Source organism: Pseudomonas sp. Pse1, assembly GCF_024519635.1.
In the GTDB taxonomy this organism is placed as follows: domain Bacteria; phylum Pseudomonadota; class Gammaproteobacteria; order Pseudomonadales; family Pseudomonadaceae; genus Aquipseudomonas.
In genome coordinates, this window is sequence record NZ_JALJRO010000019.1 from 54811 (window position 1) to 80919 (window position 26109).

19 protein-coding genes, 1 tRNA gene and 1 pseudogene are annotated in these 26109 nt (G+C 59.3%); 3 read left to right on the forward strand and 18 right to left on the reverse strand.

Going from position 1 to position 26109, the window contains the following annotated elements; all coding sequences use genetic code 11:
- Positions 1-95: 95 nt before the first annotated feature.
- The 6 genes and pseudogenes from NR126_RS22850 to rpsU form a co-directional block, all read right to left on the reverse strand.
- A pseudogene (locus NR126_RS22850) lies at positions 96-316 on the reverse strand (DUF4172 domain-containing protein); the annotation flags it as partial.
- A gap of 311 nt (positions 317-627) precedes the next feature.
- Positions 628-704: transfer RNA gene (locus NR126_RS22855), tRNA-Ile, on the reverse strand.
- A 15-nt stretch (positions 705-719) separates the two neighbouring features.
- Positions 720-4463: an EAL domain-containing protein gene (locus NR126_RS22860; protein WP_027617156.1), complete on the reverse strand. Its 3744-nt coding sequence runs from the start codon at positions 4461-4463 to the stop codon at positions 720-722.
- Between the two features lie 122 nt (positions 4464-4585).
- Positions 4586-6433 (reverse strand): RNA polymerase sigma factor RpoD, encoded by a 1848-nt coding sequence (gene rpoD, locus NR126_RS22865; RefSeq protein WP_027617157.1) that lies wholly within the window; start codon positions 6431-6433, stop codon positions 4586-4588.
- Between the two features lie 67 nt (positions 6434-6500).
- Positions 6501-8462, reverse strand: coding sequence for a DNA primase (gene dnaG / locus NR126_RS22870; RefSeq protein WP_027617158.1), 1962 nt, complete (start codon positions 8460-8462; stop codon positions 6501-6503).
- Positions 8463-8948: 486 nt separating this feature from the next.
- Entirely contained in the window at positions 8949-9164 is a 216-nt protein-coding gene (gene rpsU, locus NR126_RS22875; RefSeq protein ID WP_002551877.1) for a 30S ribosomal protein S21, read from the reverse strand.
- A 199-nt stretch (positions 9165-9363) separates the two neighbouring features.
- Here rpsU and tsaD point away from each other — a divergent pair, with 199 nt between their 5' ends.
- Complete coding sequence (tsaD, locus tag NR126_RS22880) at positions 9364-10389, forward strand: tRNA (adenosine(37)-N6)-threonylcarbamoyltransferase complex transferase subunit TsaD (RefSeq protein ID WP_256831624.1); 1026 nt, start codon at positions 9364-9366, stop codon at positions 10387-10389.
- A gap of 16 nt (positions 10390-10405) precedes the next feature.
- On the opposite strand, the gene plsY is transcribed toward tsaD, so the two are convergent.
- Entirely contained in the window at positions 10406-10975 is a 570-nt protein-coding gene (plsY, locus tag NR126_RS22885; RefSeq protein ID WP_027617161.1) for a glycerol-3-phosphate 1-O-acyltransferase PlsY, read from the reverse strand.
- A gap of 74 nt (positions 10976-11049) precedes the next feature.
- Between plsY and folB the strand changes: the two genes are divergently transcribed.
- Together folB and folK are read left to right on the forward strand one after the other, a co-directional pair.
- The gene (gene folB, locus NR126_RS22890) at positions 11050-11403 is read left to right on the forward strand and encodes a dihydroneopterin aldolase (RefSeq protein ID WP_027617162.1); all 354 of its coding nucleotides are present in this window, start codon (positions 11050-11052) and stop codon (positions 11401-11403) included.
- The gene (gene folK, locus NR126_RS22895) at positions 11394-11912 is read left to right on the forward strand and encodes a 2-amino-4-hydroxy-6-hydroxymethyldihydropteridine diphosphokinase (protein ID WP_027617163.1); all 519 of its coding nucleotides are present in this window, start codon (positions 11394-11396) and stop codon (positions 11910-11912) included. The genes folB and folK overlap by 10 nt, the downstream gene beginning before the upstream one ends.
- A 36-nt stretch (positions 11913-11948) precedes the next feature.
- Here the strand turns inward: folK and NR126_RS22900 are convergent, their stop codons facing one another.
- The 11 genes from NR126_RS22900 to NR126_RS22950 form a co-directional block, all read right to left on the reverse strand.
- The gene (locus tag NR126_RS22900; RefSeq protein WP_256831626.1) at positions 11949-13178 is read right to left on the reverse strand and encodes a multifunctional CCA addition/repair protein; all 1230 of its coding nucleotides are present in this window, start codon (positions 13176-13178) and stop codon (positions 11949-11951) included.
- A 63-nt stretch (positions 13179-13241) separates the two neighbouring features.
- Positions 13242-14804 (reverse strand): SpoVR family protein, encoded by a 1563-nt coding sequence (locus tag NR126_RS22905; RefSeq protein ID WP_027617165.1) that lies wholly within the window; start codon positions 14802-14804, stop codon positions 13242-13244.
- Entirely contained in the window at positions 14801-16072 is a 1272-nt protein-coding gene (locus tag NR126_RS22910) for a YeaH/YhbH family protein (protein WP_027617166.1), read from the reverse strand. The genes NR126_RS22905 and NR126_RS22910 overlap by 4 nt, the downstream gene beginning before the upstream one ends.
- A 103-nt stretch (positions 16073-16175) precedes the next feature.
- Positions 16176-18098: a PrkA family serine protein kinase gene (locus tag NR126_RS22915; RefSeq protein WP_027617167.1), complete on the reverse strand. Its 1923-nt coding sequence runs from the start codon at positions 18096-18098 to the stop codon at positions 16176-16178.
- 286 nt (positions 18099-18384) lie between these two features.
- The gene (gene glpE / locus NR126_RS22920; protein WP_027617168.1) at positions 18385-18714 is read right to left on the reverse strand and encodes a thiosulfate sulfurtransferase GlpE; all 330 of its coding nucleotides are present in this window, start codon (positions 18712-18714) and stop codon (positions 18385-18387) included.
- Between the two features lie 33 nt (positions 18715-18747).
- Positions 18748-19629, reverse strand: coding sequence for a symmetrical bis(5'-nucleosyl)-tetraphosphatase (locus tag NR126_RS22925; RefSeq protein WP_256831629.1), 882 nt, complete (start codon positions 19627-19629; stop codon positions 18748-18750).
- Positions 19629-20009 carry a Co2+/Mg2+ efflux protein ApaG gene (apaG, locus tag NR126_RS22930; protein ID WP_027617170.1) on the reverse strand — a complete coding sequence of 127 codons (381 nt, stop codon included), beginning with the start codon at positions 20007-20009 and terminating at the stop codon, positions 19629-19631. Before apaG ends, NR126_RS22925 begins: the two co-directional genes overlap by 1 nt.
- Positions 20010-20134: 125 nt before the next feature.
- Positions 20135-20953, reverse strand: coding sequence for a 16S rRNA (adenine(1518)-N(6)/adenine(1519)-N(6))-dimethyltransferase RsmA (gene rsmA, locus NR126_RS22935; protein WP_027617171.1), 819 nt, complete (start codon positions 20951-20953; stop codon positions 20135-20137).
- Positions 20950-21939 (reverse strand): 4-hydroxythreonine-4-phosphate dehydrogenase PdxA, encoded by a 990-nt coding sequence (gene pdxA, locus NR126_RS22940; RefSeq protein WP_105755165.1) that lies wholly within the window; start codon positions 21937-21939, stop codon positions 20950-20952. The genes rsmA and pdxA overlap by 4 nt, the downstream gene beginning before the upstream one ends.
- Positions 21936-23252, reverse strand: a complete 1317-nt coding sequence (locus NR126_RS22945) for a peptidylprolyl isomerase (protein ID WP_033865991.1) — start codon at positions 23250-23252, stop codon at positions 21936-21938. The genes pdxA and NR126_RS22945 overlap by 4 nt, the downstream gene beginning before the upstream one ends.
- The gene (locus NR126_RS22950) at positions 23233-26046 is read right to left on the reverse strand and encodes an LPS-assembly protein LptD (RefSeq protein WP_256831630.1); all 2814 of its coding nucleotides are present in this window, start codon (positions 26044-26046) and stop codon (positions 23233-23235) included. The genes NR126_RS22945 and NR126_RS22950 overlap by 20 nt, the downstream gene beginning before the upstream one ends.
- Positions 26047-26109: the final 63 nt, after the last annotated feature.

Below are 26109 nucleotides of genomic sequence, written 5' to 3' on the forward strand. Positions count from 1 at the left end.
CTGTGCCCGAATCTAACAAAACATTGCAGATGCGACCAACCCTAACGTGCACGAATGGTCGGGCGGTCGCAAATTTGGGAAAAAGTTGCTGGTGTCTACTCGGCGTCGAGCCCCGATCGACTGATCTGATATCGGGTGCTGCGCCCGCCGCCAGGTAAGCGTATCAGGCACTGCTTCTCTAATAGCTCGCTCAAATGACCGGTGGCGGTGGCTTTGGATACCTTCGCTGCGGCTTGGCATTGCGCCGCGCAGATACCTTATTTAAACCTTTCTCACGATCATCCAGAAGTCGATTGAGCACCTTGACCTGCTCGGAGCGCGCGCTGGTGCGACCCGCTTCAACAATACCCAGGCGCCTGGCCAGCGAGGTGATGATGTTCGGCAGCATGGCATCCAGACTGCTCTGCTCCTCGGAATCGCGCCCGACTGCGTCGAGCATGCCCAGCTAACGCCCCTGGGAGCAGTTGCGCAGCAAAACCGTGAGCCGATTATTTCGGTTATTTGGCTCACTGTCTGATTTCGGCGTCGATTCGGATCTCCAGGCTGTTGCGAGGAACTGCTCGTGGACCTCCAGTTTCATTTCGAGCAGACACGAAAAAGCCGCGCAATGCGCGGCTTTTTCAAAGGTGGTGGGCCCACACGGACTTGAACCGTGGACCAAAGGATTATGAGTCCTCTGCTCTAACCAACTGAGCTATAGGCCCTCAGTAGGCCGCGGATTATAACGGTGGTTTCTCGGCTGTGCTATCCGAAAAGTCGGAAACTGCGATACGAAGAAAGGTCGCGGCGAATTCGTCGGCGGGCAGGGGCAGGCTGACGATGTAGCCCTGGATCTGTTCGCAGCCTTCGCCGGCGAGGAATTGCTGCTGGGACTGGGTTTCGACGCCTTCGGCGATGATGGTGAATTGCATGCTGCGTCCCAGGGCAATGATTGCACGGACGATCGCCACGTCGTGGGTGTCGTCCGGCAGGCCGCGGACGAATGACTGGTCGATTTTCAGGTAATCCAGGGGCAGGCGTTTGAGGTAGCTGAGGGAGGAATAGCCGGTGCCGAAGTCGTCGATAGCGATTTGCACGCCCAGGCGTTTGAGTTGATGCAGGACCTCGAGGGCTTCTTCGGCCTGGCTCATGATGAAGTTTTCGGTGATCTCCAATTGCAGCAGGTCGGGCTTGAGCCGGTATTCCTTGAGCAGTTGTTCGATGCGCCCGAGCAGGGTGGGTTGGCGTAGCTGGGCGCCGGCCAGGTTGACCGATAACGAGCCGAAGCCTTCATAGCGCTTGTTCCACTCGTGCATCTGCAGGCAGGCCTGTTCCAGCACCCAATCGCCTATCTGCAGAATCATGCCGTTTTCTTCGGCGAGGGAGATGAAGTGCTCGGGTGGCACGTCGCCAAAGGTCGGGTGACGCCAGCGGATCAGGGCTTCGGCGCCTACCAGGCGTGGGTGGTGCAGGCTGATCTTGGGTTGGTAGTACAGCGACAGCTCGTTGCGTTCAATGGCGCGGCGCAGTTCATGCTCCAGGGCAATGCGCTCGCTGGCCTGTGCGGTGAGGTCGCGGGTGTAGCTTTCGACCCGGTTGCGGCCCTTGGCCTTGGAACGGTACATGGCGGCGTCGGCATTCTTCACCAGAGTGGCGACGTCGTTGCCGTCCTTGGGATAGAGGCTGGTGCCGATGCTGGCACTGATAAAGAATTCGTGTTCGCCGGCCTGGAATGGAGCACCGAAGCAATTCAGTAGCTTGTTGGCAATGTGTTCGGCGTCACTGGATTGCTGCAGGCCGGGTAACAGGATGATGAATTCGTCACCGCCAAGGCGTGCCACGGTATCGATATCGCGCAGCTGTTCCTTAAGGCGCACGGCGATGCCTTTCAACAGAAGGTCGCCGACCGGGTGTCCGAGGCTGTCGTTGATGTGTTTGAAGCGGTCCAGGTCGAGGAACAGCACGGCGCCCTGGCCGCCCTGTTCGCGCTGATTGTTGAGGGCCGTCAGCAAGCGGCTTTCGAACAGCGTGCGGTTGGGCAGGCCGGTCAATGGATCGTGGTGGGCCTGGTAGTCGAGTTTTGCCTGGGCGTGCTTGAGGCTGGAAATATCAGCGAACACCGCGACGAAGTGAGTAATGAAGCGGTCCTTGTTGCGCACGGCGCTGATGGTCAGCCAGCTGGGGTACAGCTCGCCGTTCTTGCGCCGATTGGAGATTTCGCCTTGCCAATGGCCCTCGGCGGTCAGTTGGTGCCACATGGCTGCATAGAAGGCGCTGTCGTGCAGGCCGGAGGCCAACAACCGTGGTGTATGGCCGAGGGCCTCGGTTTCGCTATAGCCGGTAATTTCAGTGAATGCGCGGTTAACGGCACTGATGTGCTGTTGGGTGTCGGTAATCAGCACGCCCTCGGCGGTGCTTTCGAATACGGTCGCTGCCTGCTGCAGTTTTTCCTGCATCAAATGCCGCTCGGTGATGTCGCGGGCGATGGTCAGCATGCATTCTTCATCGCCAATGGGCAGTGGCCGGCTGGACATTTCGCAGAGGCGGATACGGCCGTCGTTGCGGCGGATATGGCAGCTGAAGTCGCGGACAAAGCCGTCACGCTTGAGCAGGTCAAGCATCTGCCGGCGCTCGTTGAGATTGACCCAGATCCCCAGGTCCAGGGTCGAGCGATCGAGCGACATGGCGCTATTGAAGCCGGTGATGCGGCTGAAACCCTCGTTGACCTCGATCAGCAGGCCATCACTGACCCGTGATAGCAGCAGGCCGTCTGGCGAAGCGTGGAACGCTTTGGCGAACTTCTCTTCCGAGGTTTGCAGCTGTTTCTGGGTTTCCTTGAGTTGGGTGATGTCGCGGACCACCACGACCAGTGCCGGGGTGGTGTCGAGCTCGAAAGGTTCGGCGGAGATCAGTCCGGTGAACACCTGGCCATTGCTGCGCCGAAAGGGCATCTCGAGGTTGCGGATGGGGCCGGCCTGTAACCGTTGCAGCAGCCCGGGACCGACGCCGGGGATGCCCCAGATGTTCAGGTCGGTGGCAGTCTGGCCGATCACCTGCGCGGCGCTCAGGCCGATTTGCTCCTCGAATGCCTCGTTGACCTCCAGCAGGCAGCCATCGGACAGGCGCGCAATCACCAGAATGTCCGGGCACTGTTGAAAGACCGAGGCGAATTTCTGTTCGGAAAGGCGCAAGGCCTCCTCGGTGTGCTTGGCTTCGCTGATGTCGATCATCAGTCCGCGCATCACCGGCTCGTGACCGTGCTCGATCAGGCTGACAATGTCGCGCACCCAGAGGCAGCGGCCATCGGCTGTGATGACCCGGTAATCGAGGCTATGGTCGCGTCCGGCAAGGACTTCAAGTTCGCAGTATGTCTGGGCGCGGGTGAGGTCGGCAGGGTGAATGATGTTGCGCCAGAATCCCGGAATCAGCCAGTGCGATAGGGGATAGCCGAGCAGGTCTTCAGCATGAGGCGAGACGTAGCTGTAGGTGAAGTCATTGATGTTGGCTTCCCAGGCAATCGCCGACAAGCTTTCGACCAGACCGCGGTAGTGGTATTCGCTGCTGCGCAGTTCCTGCTCGAGCGCGACCCGGCGCGAAATTTCCGAGCTCAGGCGCCGGTTGATGCGGATGACCACGGCGAGCACACCAACCAGCAATAGTATTCCGGGCAGGCCGTAGACCAACAAATCTGACCAGAACGTGCGGTGATCCAGCACGTTGCCGACCCAATGCTCCTGGATGGCGCTGATTTCGCCCGGGCTCATGTCGGCCAGCACCTTGTCGAGGATGCTCACCAGCAGCTTGTTGTCCTTGGGCACGGCCATTGCCAGTTGGTAGCGATAGGGCGTTTCGCCACTGACGTAGAGGCCTTCAAGCTTGAGTTGGCGCAGGCTCCAGACGCTGGACGCCAGGTCGCCCACTACCGCATCGACCTCATCGGTGGCCAGTGACTGCAAGGCAGAACTGACGTTGGGCATCGGTACCAGGTTGAGGTCGGGGTGCTGGGTGCGTAGCAGTTCGTGGGGGGCGTAGTTCTCCACCACGGCAATCTTCAGGCCGTAAAGATCCTCGATGGTGCGCGGCTGGGCGCCTCCGACGTGGGCCAGGATCACGATCGGGAAATCCAGGTAGGGCCGTGTGAACGACAGGTAGTTCTGGCGCTCAGGAGTCGACATGATGCCGGGCAACAGGTCGAGTTTGCCGTGTTTGACCTGGTCCAGTACTTCGGTCCAGCTGACCGGTTCGACCGGTGTGACCCTGACAGCCAGACGGTCGCGCACGATGTTGATGTAGTCGGCTGCCAACCCCTGGTAGCGGCCCTGTTCGTCGCGAAACTCAAAGGGTGGCCACGACGCATCGACACCCAGGCGCAGTTCGGGGTGAGCCGCAAGCCAGCCACGTTCCTCATCAGTCAGAGTCAGCGCGTCAGCCGTTGCGGTCCAGGTCATCAGCGACAGTAATAGCGCGGCCGGGAGTCTGGGCATAACGGTCTCGTTATGGCTCGGGGAGAATGTTTCGAGTGTAGACGGGCTGCGGGGCGGGAGCGATAGCGGGGGGATTTAATCTGCATAAAGCAAAACCCCCGGCAGGGCCGGGGGTTTTGTGATCACTCGTCGAGGAAGGAGCGCAGGTGCTCGCTTCTCGTCGGGTGGCGCAGCTTGCGCAACGCCTTGGCTTCGATCTGACGAATCCGCTCACGGGTAACGTCGAACTGCTTACCAACCTCTTCAAGGGTGTGGTCGGTATTCATGTCGATGCCGAAGCGCATGCGCAGGACCTTGGCTTCACGAGCAGTGAGGCCGGACAGTACTTCGCGAGTCGCTTCTTTCAGGCTCTCAACGGTGGCTACATCGATTGGCGACTGCATGGTCGAGTCTTCGATGAAGTCGCCCAGATGGGAGTCTTCGTCATCACCGATTGGGGTTTCCATGGAGATCGGCTCTTTGGCGATCTTCAATACCTTGCGGATCTTGTCCTCAGGCATTTCCATGCGTTCGCCCAGCTCTTCCGGAGTCGGTTCGCGACCCATTTCCTGCAGCATCTGGCGGGAAATACGGTTGAGCTTGTTGATCGTCTCGATCATGTGCACCGGAATACGGATGGTGCGGGCCTGGTCGGCGATCGAGCGAGTGATCGCCTGACGGATCCACCAGGTGGCATAAGTCGAGAATTTGTAGCCGCGACGGTATTCGAACTTGTCTACCGCTTTCATCAAACCGATGTTGCCTTCCTGGATCAAATCGAGGAATTGCAGACCGCGGTTGGTGTACTTCTTGGCGATGGAGATCACCAGACGCAAGTTCGCTTCAACCATCTCTTTCTTCGCGCGGCGGGCCTTGGCCTCACCGATCGACATGCGACGGTTGATATCCTTGATCTCGGCAATCGTCAGGCCGGTTTCGGCTTCGAGAGCGGTCAGCTTCTGCTGGCAGCGAACGATATCGGGCTGCAGGCGAGCAATGGCTTCGGCGTATTTGCTTTTGCCTTTGGCCAGGGCGTCGGTCCAGCTTTCGTCAATTTCGTTGCCCGGGAACTGGCGCAGGAAATCCGCACGCGGCATGCGCGCATCACGAACGCAGAGCTGCATGATTGCGCGCTCTTGCTGGCGCAAGCGATCCAGGGCGCTGCGAACGCGCTCGACCAGGCCTTCGAATTGCTTCGGAACCAGCTTGATCGGCATGAACAGCTCAGCCAGCACCAACAATTCAGCCAGGGCTGCCTTGTTATGACGGCCGTGCTTCTTCAGGGCCTTGCGAGTGATTTCCATCTGCTCGGCCACGGCGCCAAAACGCTGCGCGGCGATGACCGGATCGGGACCGCTTTCGGCCTCTTCTTCGTCGTCACTGGCTTCAGCGTCATCGTCCTCGGAGTCGTCGTCAGCCTTGGCAGCTTTCGAGTCGACAGGCGGTGGCACTTCGGCGGCAGGTGGCGCGATGCCGTCGTCCGGGTCGATATAACCGCTCAGGACGTCGGACAGGCGACCGCCTTCGCTGGTGACGCGAGTGTATTCGGCGAGAATGTGGTCAACCGTGCCAGGGAAGTGCGCAATTGCGCTCATCACTTCACGGATGCCTTCTTCGATACGCTTGGCGATTTCGATTTCGCCTTCACGTGTCAGAAGCTCTACGGTGCCCATTTCACGCATGTACATGCGCACGGGGTCGGTAGTGCGACCAATGTCGGTCTCGACGGCTGCCAACGCTGCAGCCGCTTCTTCAGCGGCCGCCTCGTCGGTGTCGGCGTCGGCCAGCATAAGGGCATCCTTATCTGGCGCAACCTCGAATACGTTGATCCCCATGTCGTTGATCATGCGGATGATGTCTTCCACCTGCTCTGGATCTGAAATATCCTCAGGCAGGTGGTCGTTGACCTCTGCGTAAGTCAGGTAGCCCTGCTCACGACCCAGAAGGATCAACTCTTTGATACGAGACTGCTGTTGCGCTTTTCCGGACATAACACCCTATCCACTGAAGGTCTTGGCGGGCAAAAAACAAGCCGAGGATTATACCTGAGCTATGACCTCACGCGCCAGTTGAGGTCGGGTTTGATGCGGAAACATTGCGACTTAGAAGGTCGCGCAGTTGATTTTTCTCTTCACTGCTCAGCTCGCTTTGACGGGCTTTCCTGAGCAACTGTTCCAGATTTCGCTCGCGTTGGCGGGCTGACAAGCTAGTAATGGTGTCGAAAAACTGTCGTTCAAGGTTATCCCCCTCGATCAGCCATTCCTTTTCAGCCAGTGCCTTGAGCAAGCGACCTTGTTCGGTCCCGTGCCAGCGAGCAATCAGCTGAAATGAGTTTAGCTTGGGATTCTTCTGTACGGCCTCAAGCAGTGCGACCAGCAACTGAGTATTGGAGTGGTCCTCGGCAGCGAAGTGCCCGGCGTCCTCGACTTTTTCCGCCAGTTGCGGGTGATGCAGTAGCGTGCGCAAAGCTGCCAGTGTTGGAGGTTCGACGGCGGCCGGGACGCGCGGGGCACGTGGTTGATCGCGATCGCCGCCACGCTTGCCTTTTTTGTCCCAGGGTTTGTTGTCCCATTTCTTGCCACCAGCCCCCGATTTTTTCGGCGTCCATTCCTGTTGGGGGGCGTAGCTTTCCTGCGGTTGATGGTAGTCCGAATAGTCCGGCATGGCGTCGTAATCGATGCCTGGGTCATAGGCCGGTGGTGCTTCTTGCGGGGCGCTTTGCACCAGCTGGCTGACGGTTTCGCTGTTGAGGCCGGTGATTTCCATCAGGCGTTGGCGCATCAGTGTGCGCAGATTGGCGCCCGGTACCTTGTCGATCAGCGGCGCAGCGAGGGTCGCCATGTGGGCCTTGCCTTCGAGGGAGCGCGGGTCGGACTCTTCGATCAGTTGCTGGAAGAAATAGTCGGCCAGCGGCTGAGCGTGCTGGTTGATTCTTGCTTTGAACGCATCGGTGCCTTCTGAGCGAACCAGGGTGTCCGGGTCTTCGCCTTCAGGCAGGAACAGAAAACGTGCGCGTCGACCGTCCTGCAGGCTTGAGAGGGTCGACTCCAGGGCGCGCCATGCCGCGTTGCGGCCGGCCTGGTCGCCGTCAAAGCAGAACAGTACGTTGGGTACCACTCGAAACAGGCGCTTGAGGTGCTCTTCGCTGGTCGCGGTGCCCAGCGTTGCCACGGCATTGCGCAGGCCTTGCTGGGCCAGGGCGATGACGTCCATGTAGCCTTCGACCACGATGATTTCGTCGAGGTTGCGGTTGTTCTTGCGCGCCTCATACAAGCCATAGAGTTCCTGGCCTTTATGAAATACCGGGGTTTCCGGTGAGTTCAGGTACTTCGGCTTGTCGTCGCCAAGCACTCGGCCGCCGAAGGCGATGATGCGGCCCCGGCTGTCGCGGATCGGGAACATCACGCGGTCGCGGAAGCGGTCGTAGCGCTTGCCGGTTTCGGCGTTCTCGATCAACAGGCCTGCGTCGATCATGGCTTTCTGCTGGAGCGTGTCGCTGCTCAGGTGTTTGAACAGGTTGTCCCAGCCGGGTGGGGCGAAGCCGAGTCCGAAGTCCCGGGCAATTTCGCCGGTCAGGCCGCGGCCTTTCAAATATTCGACGGCGGCTTTGCGTGCCGGGTGGCTTTTCAGTGCCTGGCGGTAAAAGTCGGCAGCGGCGGCCAGCAGCGGATACAGCGGCGAGTCAGTGGGTTGCCGGGGCTTGTGCGGGCGGCCGCTTTCCTCGCGGGGAATTTCCATGCCTGCGGCCTTGGCGAGTTCCTCGACGGCCTGGGGGAAATCCAGGTTGTCGTGGTCCATGATGAAGCCGAGGGCATTGCCGCCTGCGCCGCAGCCAAAGCAGTAATAGAACTGTTTGTCCGGGCTGACGCTGAAAGACGGGGTTTTTTCCTTATGGAAAGGGCAGCAGGCGGTGTAGTTCTTGCCGGCTTTTTTCATTTGCAGGCGCGAGCTGACCACGTCGACGATGTCGGTGCGGTTCAGAAGGTCGTCAATGAAGCTCTGGGGAATCAGCCCGGCCATGGCGTTCTCGTCATCACTGCTGGTAAGTGTAGGGCCCAGGCGAAGGGCGCGTTGATGCGGCCATGATTACGAGGCGCGACAAGGAGGCGACTCGACCGGTATCGACTGCGTATTCGCTGTTGGGGAGTGTATCTGCCGAAAATTCACTGACGTTAGCAGCAATCAGTATCCGACTGTTCGAAAGTGTTGCCCTGAGTCCGGTTGCGCCAAAAGTCAGGCTCGGATAGCTCAAAAGCGGGCACGCAAGCAGGTGCCTTGGGCTGATCGTCTGTTAGAGGAATCAGTAAGGTGTGCTCGTCAGTAGCCTTGGAAGGCTCGTCAGAAGAGACGTGCACGGCTGGCAAAAGAGCCAGGTCTGACGTGTGAAGCAGGTTTGTCTCGGTCGCGTGTGCGGCTTCGACAGTGAAGCATCAAGCGATATCCGCAAATGCCATAAGCCCGGCTGAGGGCCGGGCTTGGCAGAAGCTTGCTACGATCGTCTGTGGATTAGTACAGACGAACGGCGCGGCGCTGTTCGCGCTGAACTTTCTTGGCGTGACGCTTAACAGCAGCTGCTGCTTTGCGCTTACGCTCAGAAGTTGGCTTCTCGTAAAATTCGCGGCTACGAACTTCAGCCAGTACACCGGCTTTTTCGCAGGAGCGCTTGAAACGACGCAGAGCTACGTCGAAGGGTTCGTTCTCTTTTACTTTGACGGCTGGCATCCAGAGCTACCTTCATTCATTACCGGGGTCAACATCCTCGCGGCAAAAGAGCACTTGAAGACGTCGGTTTTTAAGGGTTGCGGATGTTAACCCCTCAACGCTCGGAATGCAAAGCCTCTGATCGAAAACCGCTGGTCGGGGCATCCCTTGAAGACTATTATGCGCGCCTTCGAATTTAGCCTAAACAAGGCGCAAACCCATGCTAGTACTGGGATTAGAAACCTCTTGCGACGAAACCGGCGTCGCATTGTACGACAGTGAAAAAGGCCTGCTGGCTGACGCACTGTTCAGTCAGATCGACTTGCATCGCGCCTATGGTGGCGTGGTGCCGGAGCTGGCCTCGCGAGATCACGTCAAGCGCATGCTGCCCTTGATTCGTCAGGTGTTGGCCGAAGCGGACTGTGTGCCGACCGAGATCGACGCCATCGCCTATACCGCGGGTCCTGGCCTGGTCGGGGCATTGCTGGTAGGCGCTTCCTGCGCCCAGGCGCTGGCATTCGCCTGGGGCATTCCGGCCTTGGGCGTGCACCACATGGAAGGTCATTTGCTGGCGCCGATGCTGGAGTCGCAGCCACCGGAATTTCCGTTCGTCGCTTTGTTGGTCTCGGGCGGTCATACGCAGCTTGTTCAGGTCGATGGTATCGGCCAATACGCGTTGTTGGGGGAAACCCTCGACGATGCGGCGGGTGAGGCATTCGACAAAACAGCGAAGATGATGGGGCTCAATTACCCTGGCGGTCCGGAAATCGCCCGTCTGGCTGCGCAAGGTGTGGCAGGACGTTTTGTCTTCCCGCGTCCGATGTGTGATCGACCTGGTCTGGCATTCAGTTTCAGTGGCTTGAAAACCTTTGCCCTGAATACCTGGCAGCAATGCGTCAGCGCTGGGGACGACAGCGAGCAAACCCGTAGCGACATCGCGCTGGCCTTCCAGGATGCGGTGGTGGAGACTTTGACCGTCAAGTGCAAGCGTGCGCTGAAACAAGCCGGTATGAAGCGGCTGGTGATCGCCGGTGGCGTGAGTGCCAACAAGGCGTTGCGGGTTTCCCTGGAGAAAATGCTGAGTAGCATGAAGGGCGACGTTTACTACGCTAGGCCGGAGTTCTGCACCGATAACGGCGCGATGATCGCTTTTGCCGGTTGCCAACGCTTGCAAGCCGGGCAGCACGAGAGCCTGGCGATCAGCGTTCAGGCGCGCTGGCCGATGGAGCAGTTGTCACCCCTGTGACGTTTACTTGCGGTGGTTAGAAATGCCGTTCGCGCCCGGCAAACAGGTCACGTAGATTGCCGCGGTGGCGCCAGACGATCAGTGCGGTCAGTACGCTCATTGGTAACAGCGCAGCCGGCTCCTGCCAAGCCAGCAGTGGCAGAGTCAGGGGGGTGGCAATCAGTGCTGCCAGGGAGCTGGTGCGGGTGAGGTAGAAGGTCAGCAGCCAGCCGCCGATGGCCAGAAGTGCTGCCGGTGGGTACAGGCCCAGCAGCATGCCGGCCGCGGTCGCGACGCCTTTTCCGCCGCGAAAGCGGAAGTACAGCGGGAAGAGGTGGCCAATTACGGCACAGACGCCGATCCAGCCTTGTTGCTGGATCGGGAGACCCGCCAATGCGGCAAGCAGCACGGGCAGTAAACCTTTGAACAGATCACCGAGCAATGTCAGGACGGCGAGTTTTTTTCCGGCCAGGCGTAACATGTTGGTGGCACCGGCATTGCCTGAACCACTCATTCGCGGATCGGGATTACCGGTCAGGCGGCTGAGCAAGATGGCGAAGGACAGCGAGCCGAGCAGGTAGGCGAAAATCGCCAGTGACCAAAACATGCTAACTATTCCGGGCGAGGACGCCCTGATTCTAACGGCGCATTGCGCCCTTGTCGTGCTGCGGAGAAAAGTGCTTGGACAGAGTGTTTATCGAGGGCCTGGAAGTCGACACGGTAATCGGTGCCTACGACTGGGAGCGTGGCATCCGTCAGTGTCTGCGTCTGGATCTGAGCTTCGCCTGGGACAATCGTCCTGCGGCAGCGGGGGATGATCTAACCCTGGCGCTCGATTACGCCAGTGTGTCGACGCGCATTCAGGATTTTGCCGAGCAAGCGCAGTTCCAGTTGGTGGAAACCTTTGCCGAGCGTCTCGCCCAGGTATTGATGAGTGAGTTCAAGATCACTTGGCTGCGTCTCAAATTGACCAAGCCAGGGGCCGTCCCGGCTGCCACCGGTGTAGGCGTGGAGATCGAGCGCGGATGTCGCTAACTCAGGTATTTCTCGGGCTCGGCAGTAATGTCGAGCGCGAAACTCATTTGCAGGCTGGACTGGAAGCACTCAGTGGCTTTTTGCGGGAGATGCGTTGTTCGCCAGTCTTCGAAAGCCAGCCAGTGGGAATCAAGAGCGGGCCGTTCTACAATTTTGTGGTCTCGGCGGTTACCGATCTGCCGCTGATAGAACTGGACCGCCGTCTGAAGTTCATCGAGGCGGACAACGGGCGTTATGCGCCAGACCGTAAAGGCTTGCCGCTGGACATCGACGTGCTGTTGTACGGCGATCTGGTGGGTAACTTCGATGGTCTGGTGCTGCCACGCGCAGAGATCCTGAAAAATGCCTTTGTACTGTGGCCTTTGTCGCTGGTTGCCCCGGACAGAGTGCATCCGGGTGTCGAGAAGCCTTTTTCGACCCTGTGGGAAGAGGCGCAGATCGACCAGGTGCTGGCGCCGGTTGCCTTCGCTTGGCGCGGTGAGCCGCTGACGCCTTCAAGCATGCTTTGATTATCGCGGGCGGCTCCAGCCTGCCCGCGATAGGCTTCAACCCAGGCTTGCCTGCTTGTAAGCCTTCAGCGCCTTGAGGCGTTCGCGCTTGATTGCCTCGCCCAGGTCCGGTCCCTTGAATCCTTGCGCCAGCAATGGCTGAACCGCGACGCTGCGAGCGGCCGCTGCCGCGCCCCGCAGGTAGTCCGCCTGTGGGTAACTCCTCTGCTCCAGGCCTTTGCGGCCTCGCGCATCCATTTCACAGGCAACGATGAACTCTTCAAAGCGTTGCGGCCGGCGATAGACGTCAAAGCTTTGCAACAGCTCCAGCAAAGTCGAGGGTTTCAGCTCCAGGGCGCGGTGCCCATGGGTGTGGTATTCGCCAACCAATAGTGCCAATTCCTGACAGTCACGAGGGGTCTTGAAGCGCTCGCTGACGGCTTTGATCAGTTTCAGGCCTTTGTGCTCGTGGGCAATGTGCCGTGGCCATTCGCTTTGCGGAGTGAGGCCTTTGCCCAGGTCATGGAGCAGGCAGGCCCAGCGAACCGTCAGCGGTTGTTGGTGCAAGGCGGCTTGCTGCAGCACGCTGAGGGTATGCACACCCGTGTCGATTTCCGGGTGATGGGCGTGAGGTTGCGGCACGCCGAACAGGGCATCGACTTCCGGCATCAGCACGTTCAGCGCGCCGCAATCATGCAGCACCTGAATAAATACCTGAGGTTGATCTTCCATCAGCGCGCGGGAAATTTCCTTCCAGCTGCGTTCGGCCGTCAGGGCTTGCAGCTCGCCGGATTCGCTCAGTTGGCGCATCAGCGCAAGAGTGTCCGGAGCGACGCTGAAGCCGAGTTCGGCATAACGAGCCGCGAAGCGGGCAACGCGCAAGACTCGCAGTGGATCTTCGGCAAATGCCGGAGAAACATGGCGTAGCAGGCGAGCTTCGAGATCGCGCTGACCATGGTAAGGGTCGGTCAGTTGTCCATGATCGTCCTCGGCCATGGCATTGATCGTCAGGTCGCGGCGGATGAGGTCTTCTTCGAGGGTGACTTCCGGGCTGGCGTGAAAGGTAAAGCCGCCATAGCCACGACCTGTTTTACGTTCGGTGCGAGCCAGGGCGTACTCTTCTCCGGTTTTCGGGTGCAGGAACACCGGGAAGTCGGACCCCACGGGGCGATAACCCTTGGCGAGCATTTCGTCAGTACTGGCACCGACCACGACCCAGTCGATGTCGGTGACTGGCCGGCCGAGCAGGCGGTCACGGACCGCGCCGCCGACTTTATAAATCCGCATAAAAAACCTCCGTTAGCTCGACAGAATAACCCTTGCGTCGAGCTAACGGAGGTTTCGACAATTTCAAAGATGGATGACGGCCAGGTCGAGCCGGCCATAATCATTCTCGCCGTGCTCGGTCCTCGGTGGAACGTGATGGGTTTTCATGATCTGGTCACCCTGCAGAGTTTCCAGGTGTATGTCAAAACCCCATAGACGGTGCAGGTGCTTGAGGACTTCCTCGGTGGATTCTCCCAGCGGTTTGCGGTCGTGTTGTTGATGGCGCAGGGTCAGCGACCGATCGCCCCGGCGGTCGATGCTGTAGATCTGCACGTTGGGTTCGCGGTTGCCCAGGTTGTATTGCGCCGCCAGGGTTTCGCGAATGGTCCGGTAGCCTTCCTCGTCGTGGATTGCCGGCACCAGCAGGTCGTCCTTCTGATCGTCATCAAGGATGCTGAACAGCTTCAGGTCGCGTATCACCTTGGGTGACAGGTACTGCAGGATGAAGCTTTCATCCTTGAAGCTGCTCATGGCGAACTTGATGGCTGACAGCCAATCGGTCCCGGCTATTTCCGGGAACCAGCGGTAATCCTCTTCGGTGGGTTCTTCACACATGCGCCGAATGTCGCGGTACATGGCAAATCCGAGGGTGTAGGGGTTGATGCCGCTGTAGTACGGACTGTCGAACCCTGGCTGGAAGACCACGCTGGTGTGGGAGGTGAGGAATTCCATCATGAAACCGTCGGTCACCAGGCCCTCGTCGTACAGGTCGTTCATCAGGGTGTAGTGCCAGAACGTGGCCCAGCCTTCGTTCATGACCTGGGTTTGGCGTTGTGGATAGAAGTACTGGGCAATCTTGCGCACGATGCGCACGATTTCGCGCTGCCAGGGCTCCAGCAGGGGGGCGTGTTTTTCGATGAAGTAGAGGATGTTTTCCTGCGGTTCGGCGGGAAAGCGTGCGTTGTCTTTTTCGTTGTACTTGTCCGCTCCCTTGGGAATGGTGCGCCACAGATCGTTGATCTGCTTTTGCAGGTGCTCTTCGCGATCCTTCTGCCGACGCCGCTCTTCTTCGGCGGAAATCGGATAAGGGCGCTTGTAGCGGTCGACGCCGTAGTTCATCAGGGCATGGCAGGAGTCCAGCAGGTCCTCCACGGCGTCAATGCCGTGGCGCTCCTCACACTGCATGATGTACTGCTTGGCAAACACCAGGTAGTCGATGATCGAACTGGCGTCGGTCCAAGTGCGGAACAGGTAATTGCCCTTGAAGAAGCTGTTATGGCCGTAGCAGGCATGGGCAACGACCAGTGCCTGCATGCAAATGGTGTTCTCCTCCATCAGGTAGGCGATGCAGGGGTCGGAGTTAATGACGATTTCGTAGGCCAGGCCCATTTGGCCGCGGCTGTAGGATTTCTCGGTGCTGAGGAAGTGTTTGCCGTAGGACCAGTGGTGGTAGCCCAATGGCATGCCGACGGACGCGTAGGCATCCATCATTTGTTCGGCGGTGATCACCTCGATCTGGTTGGGATAGGTGTCCAGCGCATAGCGGGCCGCGATACGGCTGATTTCGCGGTCGTAGGCCTGGATGAGCTCGAATGTCCATTCGGAGCCCGTGGAAATGGGTTGGCGCTTCTGCTCTTTGGCGGTCATGTCACTAACCTGCGCTGGAAGAGTTCACGGAAGACCGGATAGATATCCCCGGCCGAAACCAGCTGCTGCTGGGCAAACGTGTCGGAAAAGGCTTCGGCGATTCGCTCGTATTCGTACCACAACGCCTGATGTTCGCGCGGGGTAATCTCCACGTAAGTGTAGTACTGGACGAACGGCATGATTTGGTTGATCAGGATGTCGCGGCAAATCGGTGAGTCATCGTTCCAGTTGTCACCGTCCGAGGCCTGAGCCGCGTAGATGTTCCAGTCGTTGCTCGGGTAGCGTTCGGCCATGATCTCCTGCATCAGCTTCAGGGCGCTGGAGACGATGGTGCCGCCGGTTTCCCGTGAGTAGAAAAACTCCTCCTCGTCCACTTCGCGGGCGCTGGTGTGGTGGCGAATGAAGACCACGTCGATCTTGTCGTAATTCCGTTTCAGGAACAGGTACAGCAGGATGAAGAAGCGTTTGGCGATGTCCTTGGTCGCCTGGGTCATGGAGCCGGAAACGTCCATCAGGCAGAACATTACTGCCTTGGAGCTGGGGTTGGGCTGCTTGACCAGCAGGTTGTACTTGAGGTCAAAGGTGTCGAGAAACGGGACGCGGTGAATGCGCGCGCTCAGGCGTTCTATTTCTGCTTCGATTTCCTGGATATCGCCGAAGTTGTCCGGTTCTTCCTGCTTGAGTCGCGCCAGTTCCTCTTTGGCATCGCGCAGTTTTGCGCGGCTACTGCCCGACAGGGCGATACGCCGTGCATGGGCCGAACGCAGGGTGCGGATGATGTTGATCCGCGACGGGTTGCCCTCGTTACTGATCCCGGCGCGTACGGTTTTGAAGGTGTCGGTACCGGTCAGGTTGCGTTTGACCAGGTTCGGCAGTTCGAGGTCCTCGAACATGAATTCGAGAAATTCCTCCTGGGTAATCTGGAAGACGAATTCATCCATGCCTTCGCCGGAGTTGCCGGCCTTGCCAGGACCCTTGCCGCCCCCTCCACCCTGTGGCCGGGCGATGTGTTCGCCACTGGTGAATTCCTTGTTACCAGGGTGAACCACCGTCTGTTTGCCACCGCGGCCGTGATGAAGCACTGGCTCGTCAATGTCGCGGCCGGGAATGCTGATCTGTTCGCCATGCTCCATGTCGGTGATGGAGCGCCGGCTCACCGCCTCTTCGACGGCCTTTTTGATGTGGTCACGGTAGCGTCGCAGGAAACGCTGACGGTTTACCGTGCTCTTGTTCTTGCCATTGAGACGTCGGTCGATCACATAGCTCATAGGCCCCTCCGGGGAGCTTCAAGTCGTAAGCGCCAAGCTGCAAGTGGAGGCGCCGTGTCACCGGCTTTCCCTTGCAGCTTGTGGCTAGAAGCTTGCAGCCGCGTCACTGCGACTTCCGGACCCTCAGATACCATTCAGACAACAGCCGCACCTGTTTGTCGGTGTAGCCACGCTCGACCATCCGGGTAACGAAATCGTTGTGTTTTTGTTGGTCCTCCTTGCTCGCCTTGGCGTTGAAACTGATGACTGGCAGCAGGTCCTCGGTGTTCGAGAACATTTTCTTCTCGATGACCACTCGCAGTTTCTCGTAGCTGAGCCAGGTCGGATTCTTGCCGTTGTTGTTGGCGCGGGCGCGCAGGACGAAGTTGACGATTTCGTTGCGGAAATCCTTCGGATTGCTGATGCCCGCCGGTTTTTCGATTTTTTCCAGTTCTTCGTTGAGCGCTACGCGGTTGAGAATTTCGCCGGTTTCCGGGTCGCGGTATTCCTGGTCCTGAATCCAGAAGTCGGCGTATAGCACGTAGCGGTCGAAGATGTTCTGTCCGTACTCGCTGTAGGATTCCAGGTACGCGGTCTGGATTTCCTTGCCGATGAACTCGATGTAACGCGGCGCGAGGTACTCCTTGAGGAAGCGCAGGTAGCGTTCGCGGGTTTCTGCCTGGAACTGCTCCTGTTCGATCTGTTGTTCAAGCACGTACAGCAAGTGCACCGGGTTGGCGGCGATTTCGTGTGGGTCGAAGTTGAAGACTTTCGACAGGATCTTGAAGGCAAAGCGGGTCGACAGACCGTTCATGCCCTCGTCGACACCTGCACTGTCGCGGTACTCCTGAATCGACTTGGCCTTCGGATCGGTGTCCTTGAGGTTTTCGCCGTCATAGACGCGCATTTTTGAATAGATGTTCGAGTTCTCCGGCTCCTTGAGGCGCGACAGCACGGTGAACTGGGCGAGCATTTTCAGGGTGTCGGGCGCGCAATGGGCTTTGGCCAGGGAGCTGTTGAACAGCAGCTTGTCGTAGATCTTCACTTCATCGCTGACGCGCAGGCAGTAAGGCACCTTGACGATATAGATCCGGTCGATAAAGGCTTCGTTGTTCTTGTTGTTGCGGAAGGTGTGCCACTCCGATTCGTTGGAGTGGGCCAGCAGGATCCCGGTGAACGGAATCGCCCCAAGACCTTCAGTGCTGTTGTAGTTACCTTCCTGGGTAGCGGTCAGCAGTGGGTGCAGGACTTTGATGGGCGCCTTGAACATTTCGACGAATTCCATCAGGCCCTGGTTGGCCCGGCACAGGGCGCCCGAGTAGCTGTAGGCGTCGGCATCGTTTTGCGGGAATTCTTCGAGCTTGCGGATATCGACCTTGCCCACCAGCGCCGAGATGTCCTGGTTGTTTTCGTCACCAGGTTCGGTCTTGGCTACGGCGATCTGATTGAGGATCGACGGGTACAGCTTGACCACTCGGAACTGGCTGATATCACCGCCAAATTCGGCCAGGCGTTTGGTGGCCCAAGGCGACATGATGGTATTCAGGTAGCGCCGTGGGATGCCGAAGTCTTCTTCCAGAATCGCGCCGTCTTCGGTGGCGTTGAACAGCCCCAGAGGCGACTCGAATACCGGAGACCCCTTGATGGCGTAGAAGGGCACCTTCTCGATCAGCTGTTTGAGCTTCTCGGCCAGGGACGACTTGCCGCCGCCCACCGGGCCCAGCAGGTAAAGAATTTGCTTCTTCTCCTCCAGGCCTTGGGCGGCATGGCGGAAATAGGAGACGATCTGATCGATGCATTCCTCCATCCCGTGGAAGTCTTCAAAGGCCGGGTAGCGGCGGATCACCTTGTTGGAGAAGATGCGCGACAGCCTCGAATTGGTCGAAGTGTCGAGCAATTCCGGCTCGCCGATTGCCAGCAGCAGACGTTCGGCGGCAGATACGTAAGCGCTGCGGTCCTTTTTGCAGAGTTCCAGGTACTCCTGCAGCGAGAATTCTTCCTGGCGTGTGGACTCGAAGCGTTGTTGGAAGTGGCTAAAGATACTCATGACGTCACCTCGCTCGATACGTGGAGCCGACGTCGGATCAATCAGTCGATGCTGGTAAACAGCTGAAATATCGGCTGTTTTTTATCCCCCCAGAACACCTTCAAAGCTATCAACCCTGAAAGCTACTCCCGATGACCCGCTCGCCGGTGTACCGGCTCTCCCCTGTTTTGGATGGCCTGTGGCTAAGGATAGTTGGTAATCCGGGAGGTAAAGGGGCAATGCGCGATTTGTTATGAGCTACCGTTCGTCAGCCCACGGCAGGCGTGGGCCGGAGCGCTGAAAAAAATTATTCGGCGGTGCCTTGCGCTGTCTCCGAAGGGTAAGTCGTACGCCACAGTTCGAAGCCGCCGTCCATGCTATAGACGTCAGAAAAACCCTGGCTGACCAGGTAGGCTGCTGCGCCCTGGCTGGAGTTGCCGTGATAGCAGACGACCACTGTGGGTGCATCAAGGTCGGCGGCCGTGATGAAGGCGTGCAGGGAGTGGTTGTCCAGGTGTTTCGAGCCGCTGATGTGCAGCGCGGCGAAGGTCGCGGGGTCGCGCACGTCTACCACTACCGCACCTTGTGCGCGCAAGGCCTGGGCTTGTTCGGGGGGGATACGTTTGAATTCGCTCATGGCGGGTTCCTGGATACAGACTGAATGTGCAGCCTAGCGCTTGGCGCTGGCCGACTGGGGTTCGGGGGCAGGTGAGGCGACGGGTAGCGCGAGGTGGCCGTGCTCATCGCATTTGCAGCTGAGGCGTTCGCCAGTGTCAATGTTCATCAGGGTCATGTCACCACCCCAAACGCATCCGGTATCGAGGGCAATAATGCCGGGCTCGTCGCACTGGCCTTCGAGGGCTGCCCAGTGACCAAAAATGATCTTCAGGCCGCGGGTCTTGCGCTCTTTGTACTTGAACCAGGGGGCGTAACCGGGTGGGGCGGTGTCGGCGCCTTCCTTGCCCTTGAGATCAAGCTTGCCTTCGCTGGTGCAAAAGCGCATGCGAGTGAAATAGTTGGTGATCACTCGCAGGCGAGTTACGCCCTTGAGGTCGCTGTTCCATTTTGCCGGCTCATTTCCGTACATGCCGTCGAGATAGGGCGTGAAGAGGTTGTCATCGCGCAAGGCTGCTTCGACTTCGGCGGCGCACTTCAGGGCCTTGCGCAAGGACCACTGCGGCGGGATGCCAGCATGCACCAGAGCAATGTCGCGAATTTCATCGTAGTGCATCAGCTTCTGCTGGCGCAGCCAGTCGAGCAATTCCTTGCGGTCGGGCGCTTCAAGGATTTCGCGCAAGGTGTCATTTTTCTTCAGGCGTTCGATGTTATGACCAGCGGCCAACAAGTGCAGGTCGTGATTGCCCAGCACGCACACCAGCGACTGGCGGATGCTGTAGAGAAAACGCAGGGTTTCCAAAGATTGCGGGCCACGATTGACCAGATCACCGACCAGCCACAAGCGGTCCGTTTGCGGGTCGAAGGCCACCTGTTTGAGCAGGCATTGAAGCGGCTCCAGGCAGCCCTGCAGGTCGCCAACTGCATACGTCGCCATCAGTGCAGGGCTCCAGGCACCGCGAGGCGGAAGGGCGCGATGATGGCATCGAAGTGTTTACCGTCTTCGGCGCGCATCTGATAGCTGCCCTGCATATTGCCTACACGGGTGGTCATCACGGTGCCGCTACTATAGGTGTGGCTCTGGCCGGCTGCGATCAGCGGTTGCTGACCGACCACGCCGGCGCCACGCACTTCTTCGACATGCCCGTCACCGTCGGTGATGATCCAGTGCCGCGAGAGCAGTTTGGCCGGCAGCGAGCCGTTGTTCTGGACGGTAATGGTGTAGGCGAAGGCGAAACGGTTCTGCTCGGGTTGCGACTGTTCTGCCAGAAAGCGGGTGACGACGCTGACGTCGACCTGATAACGAGGATCGGACATGCAAGAAGGCCTTAAAAGCAAAGCGGGACGCGGGGCGTGACTGAATATGCAGCAGTCTAGGCCAAGTATCGGGTAGTAAACCAGACTGAGGGGCTGGTGTCCTACCCGATCACGCTTGCAGCCGGTCAGATAGCGGCAGGCTGCTCGGCGACTTGCTCGCTGAGCTTATCGGCCAGGCGCACGAAAGCCGCCAGGTCGAGTTGTTCCGGACGCAGGCCGCCATCGACGCCGGCGGCTTCGATTTCAGCGTTGCTCAACAGGGCCTTGAGGGTGTTGCGCAGGGTCTTGCGCCGCTGGTTGAAGGCTTCGCGAACGACGCGCTCGAGCAGGCGGTGATCCTTGGCGGGGTGTGGCAGGACGGCATGGGGCACCAGGCGCACGATGGCCGAGTCGACTTTCGGCGGCGGATTGAAGGCGCCAGGGCCAACGTTGAACAGGTGTTCCACGCGGCAATGGTACTGAACCATGATCGACAAACGGCCCCAATCACCGCCGCCAGGACCGGCCGCCAGGCGCTCGACCACTTCCTTCTGCAGCATGAAGTGCATGTCGCGGATGATCCCGGCGTTGTTCAGCAGGTGGAAAATCAGCGGCGTGGAGATGTTGTAGGGCAGGTTACCAACTACGCGCAGACTGTTCGGCGCGGCATTCAGGGTGTTGAAGTCAAACTTCAGCGCATCGCCCTGGTGCAGGTTGAAATTGCTCTTGCCCGCGAACTGATCGTTGAGGATCGGGATCAGATCCTTGTCCAGCTCCACGACGTCCAGCTGCGCGCCGCTGTTGAGCAGACCCTTGGTCAGTGCGCCCTGGCCCGGGCCGATTTCCAGCAGGCGGTCGTCGGCCTTGGCGTGGATGGAGCGCAGGATGCGGTCAATGACTCCGGCGTCATGCAGGAAGTTCTGGCCGAAGCGCTTGCGCGCGCGGTGTTGGTAATGCTCGGTCATAAACGGGTCTCGGCCATCTGATAGGCGGTTTCCAGGGCGACTTGCAGGCTGCCGGTGTCGATCCGCCCGCTGCCCGCCAGGTCCAGGGCGGTGCCATGGTCGACGGAGGTGCGAATGATCGGCAAGCCAAGGGTCACGTTGACTGCCGCGCCGAAGCCTTTGTACTTCAGCACGGGCAGGCCCTGGTCGTGGTACATCGCCAGCACTGCGTCGCAGTGTTCCAGATATTTGGGGGTGAACAGAGTGTCGGCGGGCAGGGGGCCACGCAGGTCCATGCCCTCGGTACGCAGACGCTCAAGGGTGGGTTCGATGATATCGATTTCTTCATGGCCCAGGTGTCCGCCTTCACCGGCATGCGGGTTGAGTCCGCAGACGAGAATGCGTGGCTGGGCAATGCCGAACTTTTGTTGCAGGTCGCTGTGCAGGATCCGCGTCACGCGCTCCAGGCGATCAGGGGTGATTGCATCGGCAATCTCGCGCAGCGGCAGGTGGGTGGTCACCAGGGCGACCCGCAGGCCGCGCGTGGCAAGCATCATCACCACTTGGGCAGTGTGGGTCAGGTCGGCGAGGAATTCGGTGTGTCCGGAGAAGGCAATCCCGGATTCGTTGATCACACCCTTGTGCACCGGCGCGGTGATCATCCCGGCGAAGTCGCCGTTCATGCAGCCCTGGCCGGCACGGGTCAGGGTTTCCAGGACAAAGGCGGCGTTGGCCGGGTCCAGTTGCCCGGCAGTAACCGGCGCATTGAGCGGCGTATCCCAGACATACAGGCTGTTGGCCGGTGCCGGGGCATCCGGCCATTGGTCGGGAGTCACGCTGATCACATCAACCGCCACGCCCAGTTGCGCGGCCCGCTCAAGGAGCAGGTCGCGGCTGGTAATGGCAATCAGGGGGTGTGGCTGTGCTTGCGAGGCGAGCAGCAGGCACAGGTCGGGACCTATGCCGGCTGGTTCACCGGGTGTCAGCGCGAAGCGTGTGGGCTTCACTGCGCTGCCTGGTCGGCGCCAGGGAGTTTGATTTCAACGTAGGCTTCGTCACGGATCTGACGCAGCCAGGTTTGCAGCTCTTCGTCGTACTTGCGGTTACGCAGCACGGTCATTGCCTGTTGTTCGCGAGCCTGGGTGGTGCTGTCGGTGGCGCGACGGCCAAGGACTTCCAGTACGTGCCAGCCGTAAGGGCTCTTGAACGGTTTGGACAGGGTGCCTTGCGGCGTCTTGTCCATGACCGAGCGGAACTCGGGAACCAGCGCATTCGGGTCGATCCAGTTCAGGTCGCCGCCGTTAAGGGCCGAACCCGGGTCTTCCGAGTAGCTTTTTGCCAGTTCAGCAAAGTCTTCGCCCGCTTCAATACGCTCGTAGAGCTTCTCGGCCAGGCGCTTGGTTTCGGCTTCGCTGCGGATTTCGCTTGGCTTGATCAGGATGTGACGGACGTGGACTTCGTCACGTACCTGATTGCCGCCGCCGCGTTTTTCCAGCAGCTTGAGAATGATGAAGCCGCCAGGCGTACGCGCAGGCTGGGTCACATCGCCGACGGCCATGGCGCTCAGCTCGCGGTCGAACGGTGGTGGCAGTTGCGCGGCTTTACGCCAGCCCATGTCACCGCCTTCCAGGGCGTTGTCGCTGGCCGAGATGGCGATTGCGGTTTGGGCGAAGTCAGCGCCTTGCTTGAGCTTCTGGTAGGTTTCCATGGCCTTGCGTGCGGCGCTCTGAATCGCTTCGGAGTTAGCGCTTTCCGGGGTAGGAATCAGGATATTGGCCAGGTGCAGCTCTTCGGAGAGTTGCATCTTGCCCAGGTCCGAGGCGAGGAAGTTCTTCACTTCCTGCTCGGACACCTGGATGCGCTCGGCCACACGGCGTTGACGCACACGGCTGATGATCATTTCACGGCGAACCTGATCGCGGGCGTCTTCATAAGACAGGCCGTCGCGGGACAGGGCGGCGCGGAACTGCTCCACGGTCATGTTGTTGCGCTGGGCAATGGTGCCAATCGCCTGGTTCAGCTCTTCATCGGTAATGCGGATACCTGAACGTTCGCCGATCTGCAGTTGCAGGTTCTCAACGATCAGGCGTTCCAGTACCTGCTGCTCCAGCACGTTGGCCGGTGGCACGGCGGAGCCGCGCTTGGCGATGGTTTGCTGGACTTCGTGAACCCGCTGGTCCAGTTGGCTTTGCATGACGACGTCGTTATCGACGATGGCCACGACCTTGTCGATGGACTGCACCGCGGCGCTGGCCGCGGTACTCAGGAACAGCGCGCCCAGCATCAGCGGGCGCAGACAATCAGAAAGCTTGGTCTTCACGTTCACGATAACCTTGGATGCCTTTGTCGAGGAAGCTCTCTACTTTGGTGCCAACAACGCCACCGAGACCTTTCAGAACGATTTGGAGGAAAATGCCGTGGTCGCCTTTCTCGTTTTGCGGGGCTTCCTGACTGAATTCGTCGTAGGAAACCCAGTAACGGTTGATCAGGCGCAGTTTCCAGCAGCAGTTGTCATATTCGAAACCACCGAAGGCTTCCAGCGTACGGTTGCGGTTGTAGTCGTACTGCCAGCGGCTGATGGCGTTCCATTGCGGCACGACAGGCCAGATGACCGAGAAGTCGTGCTGTTGGATCTTGTAGTAGTCCTTCACGTAGCCAGGCTGCCCCGGGGTGCCGTAGTCGCCGCCGAATTGCCACTTACCGGTGTTCTGGTTGTAGATCACCTGGTCGTTGCGATAGCGATAGCCGGCGTTGATAACCTTGTTCGGGTTGTCTTCAGGCTGGTAGTGGAACATCGCACTGCCCGAGCGAGGGCTGTGGCTGTCCGGGTCCCAGTTGTAGTCGGCGGTAGTGCGCCAATCGCGGTTCCAGCGGTATTCGTATTCCAGGGCATAAGGCGAGACGTTTGCTTGCGCGTCTTTGCGGTCTTTTGCATCGATACCCGGCAATTGGACTTCGCGATCCTTGAAGTACATGGCCTGGCCGACGCTGATGCGTTGACGCTCGAAGCCGTTGTCTTCGATCCAGCGGTTGGTCACGCCCAGCGACAGCTTGTTCTCGTCACCGACACGGTCGGAGCCCGAGAAGCGGTTGTCGCGAAACAGCGAGGCGTAGTTGAAGGTGTATTCGCTGGTGTCGAATACTGGAATGTCTTCCTGGTTCTTCTCCGGGACGTAGAGGTAGAACAGGCGGGGTTCCAGGGTCTGGCGATAGTTCTTGCCGAACCATTGGGTATTGCGGTCGAAGTACAGGCCGCTGTCGATGCTGGCGATTGGCACGCCACGGTTCTGGTTGCTGTCGAATTGGCCGTTGACGTTGTCAATCCCATTGGCGGCGGCATCCGCATTCTGAGCCGCAATCTGGGTTTTGCCGATACTGTCCAGGTCCAGTTGGTACTGAGTGTATTGGTATTTGAGCTGCGGCTTGACGAAGCCGTATGTCCAATCAAGCGGCAAGCTGACCGTAGGCGCCAGGTTCAGGCGATCACCGGTGGCGCGCGCCAGGCCCTGGATGTTGTTGTCCAGGCGTGGAGATGCAACGCCATCTTCATCCACGAAATCGCCGTTCTGCAGATCCCGATCAAAGCGCACCAGTTCTGTCTGGTAGGCGAAGTTCAGCCCGCCTGGCGTTTGTGGCAGGAAACCGTTGAAGGTGATCTGCGGCAAGCGGTTGTACGGTGTGAGGTTGGATACCGACGCCAATTCAAAGGCCTGGGCATTGATGCGTGCCGTGTAGGTGTCGCCACGGTAGCTGACGGCACCTTGCTGGTTCACGAAATCGGAAACGCTTTTCACACCCAACTGATCGGTCTGCAGATCCTGGAAGTAGTAAGGATCGCTGATCTTGGTGTAATCGACTTCGGTCATGACCCGCGAATCCAGGCCACCCTTGTGCTGCCAGTTGTACATGTAGCGGGTTTTTTCGTAGTCGGACTGCAGCTTGCGGTCGTCGTCTTCGTCGTTCAGGTAGGCGGCACCGAGCTGACCTTCACTGGACTCGGTCAGGTAGCGGAATTCGCCTTCCATCAACATGCCGCGCTTGCTCATGTAGCGCGGGTACAACGTGGCGTCATAGTTCGGCGCCAGGTTGAAGTAGTACGGAGTGACCAGCAGCATCCCGGTATCGCTGCCGCTGCCGATGGTCGGCGGCAGGAAGCCGGACTGGCGACGGTCGTCGATCGGGAAATAGATGTACGGGGTGTACAGGACCGGAATGTCCTTGACCCGCAGTGTCACGTTGGTCGCGGTGCCGAAACCGGTCGCCGGGTTCAGGGTGATGTTGTTGCCCTTGAGCTGCCAGGCGTTGCTGTTCGGCTCGCACGTGGTGTACGTACCATCCTTGAGGCGGATGATCGCGTTCTCGGCACGCTTGGCGTACAGCGCGTTACCGCGGACACGGGATTTGTGCATCACGTATTCGGCGTTGTCGACCTTGGCTTCACCGGTGTCGAGCTGTACATCGGCGTGATCGCCGACGATCAGCGCACCGTTGTCGCGTACTCGCACGTTGCCATTCAGTTCGCCACGGTTCTCGGCCTGGTACAGATTGGCCTCGTCGGCCTCGACCTGCATGCTGCCCTGACGCATGACTACGTCACCGGCGAGGCTGGCGATCTGCTGGTCTTGCTGATAACGAGAGGCCTTGGCACCGATAAAGGTTGGCGCATCGCTTTTGTTCGTCTTGTCATTCATGCCAGGACGAATCGGTTCGACGTAGGCACCCGAGCAATACGGACCGGTTTCGGCCAGTTGCGCAGCGGTGAGCTGTTCACGCGGGACCCAGTCGAGGTGACTGTAGTCGGCACTGCGTGACTTCAGGCCGCGGCCCTTGGCCTCGGTGACCAGTACCGGCTTGTCGGCGGTATCGCTGTCGACAGTGGTCTCGGTCGCCGATCCGTTCTCCGAGCTGACTGCGCTGGCATCGTGTACCGGGCGAGGAGGCAGTTGGGCGGCGTTGGCTTTCGGTGCGCAATTCCAGGCACCCGAAGCAGAGACTGAGCAGTCATACTGTTCCGCGGCGACCACGAAGGAAGTGGCGAGTGGTTGCAGGGCCAGCAGACTGCCGGTGACCAACAACGGAAATTTTTTACGAAACGCGGGGGATTTCAATGCCATCTTATTAGTCCGGGCTTCCTGCGTGCCATCTGCCCGCGGTGTGGGCCGCACGCCTCTCGATGG

Excerpts from the sequence above, each read along its gene's own strand:
- NR126_RS22905 (WP_027617165.1), bottom strand. The coding sequence starts at position 14,804 with ATGACCGCCAAAGAGCAGAAGCGCCAACCCATTTCCACGGGCTCCGAA.
- NR126_RS22910 (WP_027617166.1), bottom strand. The coding sequence starts at position 16,072 with ATGAGCTATGTGATCGACCGACGTCTCAATGGCAAGAACAAGAGCACG.
- dnaG (WP_027617158.1), bottom strand. The coding sequence starts at position 8,462 with ATGGCCGGGCTGATTCCCCAGAGCTTCATTGACGACCTTCTGAACCGC.
- plsY (WP_027617161.1), bottom strand. The coding sequence starts at position 10,975 with ATGTTTTGGTCACTGGCGATTTTCGCCTACCTGCTCGGCTCGCTGTCC.
- folK (WP_027617163.1), top strand. The coding sequence starts at position 11,394 with ATGTCGCTAACTCAGGTATTTCTCGGGCTCGGCAGTAATGTCGAGCGC.
- NR126_RS22950 (WP_256831630.1), bottom strand. The coding sequence starts at position 26,046 with ATGGCATTGAAATCCCCCGCGTTTCGTAAAAAATTTCCGTTGTTGGTC.
- rpsU (WP_002551877.1), bottom strand. The coding sequence starts at position 9,164 with ATGCCAGCCGTCAAAGTAAAAGAGAACGAACCCTTCGACGTAGCTCTG.
- NR126_RS22925 (WP_256831629.1), bottom strand. The coding sequence starts at position 19,629 with ATGGCGACGTATGCAGTTGGCGACCTGCAGGGCTGCCTGGAGCCGCTT.
- NR126_RS22860 (WP_027617156.1), bottom strand. The coding sequence starts at position 4,463 with ATGCCCAGACTCCCGGCCGCGCTATTACTGTCGCTGATGACCTGGACC.
- tsaD (WP_256831624.1), top strand. The coding sequence starts at position 9,364 with ATGCTAGTACTGGGATTAGAAACCTCTTGCGACGAAACCGGCGTCGCA.
- rsmA (WP_027617171.1), bottom strand. The coding sequence starts at position 20,953 with ATGACCGAGCATTACCAACACCGCGCGCGCAAGCGCTTCGGCCAGAAC.
- rpoD (WP_027617157.1), bottom strand. The coding sequence starts at position 6,433 with ATGTCCGGAAAAGCGCAACAGCAGTCTCGTATCAAAGAGTTGATCCTT.
- glpE (WP_027617168.1), bottom strand. The coding sequence starts at position 18,714 with ATGAGCGAATTCAAACGTATCCCCCCCGAACAAGCCCAGGCCTTGCGC.
- NR126_RS22900 (WP_256831626.1), bottom strand. The coding sequence starts at position 13,178 with ATGCGGATTTATAAAGTCGGCGGCGCGGTCCGTGACCGCCTGCTCGGC.
- NR126_RS22915 (WP_027617167.1), bottom strand. The coding sequence starts at position 18,098 with ATGAGTATCTTTAGCCACTTCCAACAACGCTTCGAGTCCACACGCCAG.
- apaG (WP_027617170.1), bottom strand. The coding sequence starts at position 20,009 with ATGTCCGATCCTCGTTATCAGGTCGACGTCAGCGTCGTCACCCGCTTT.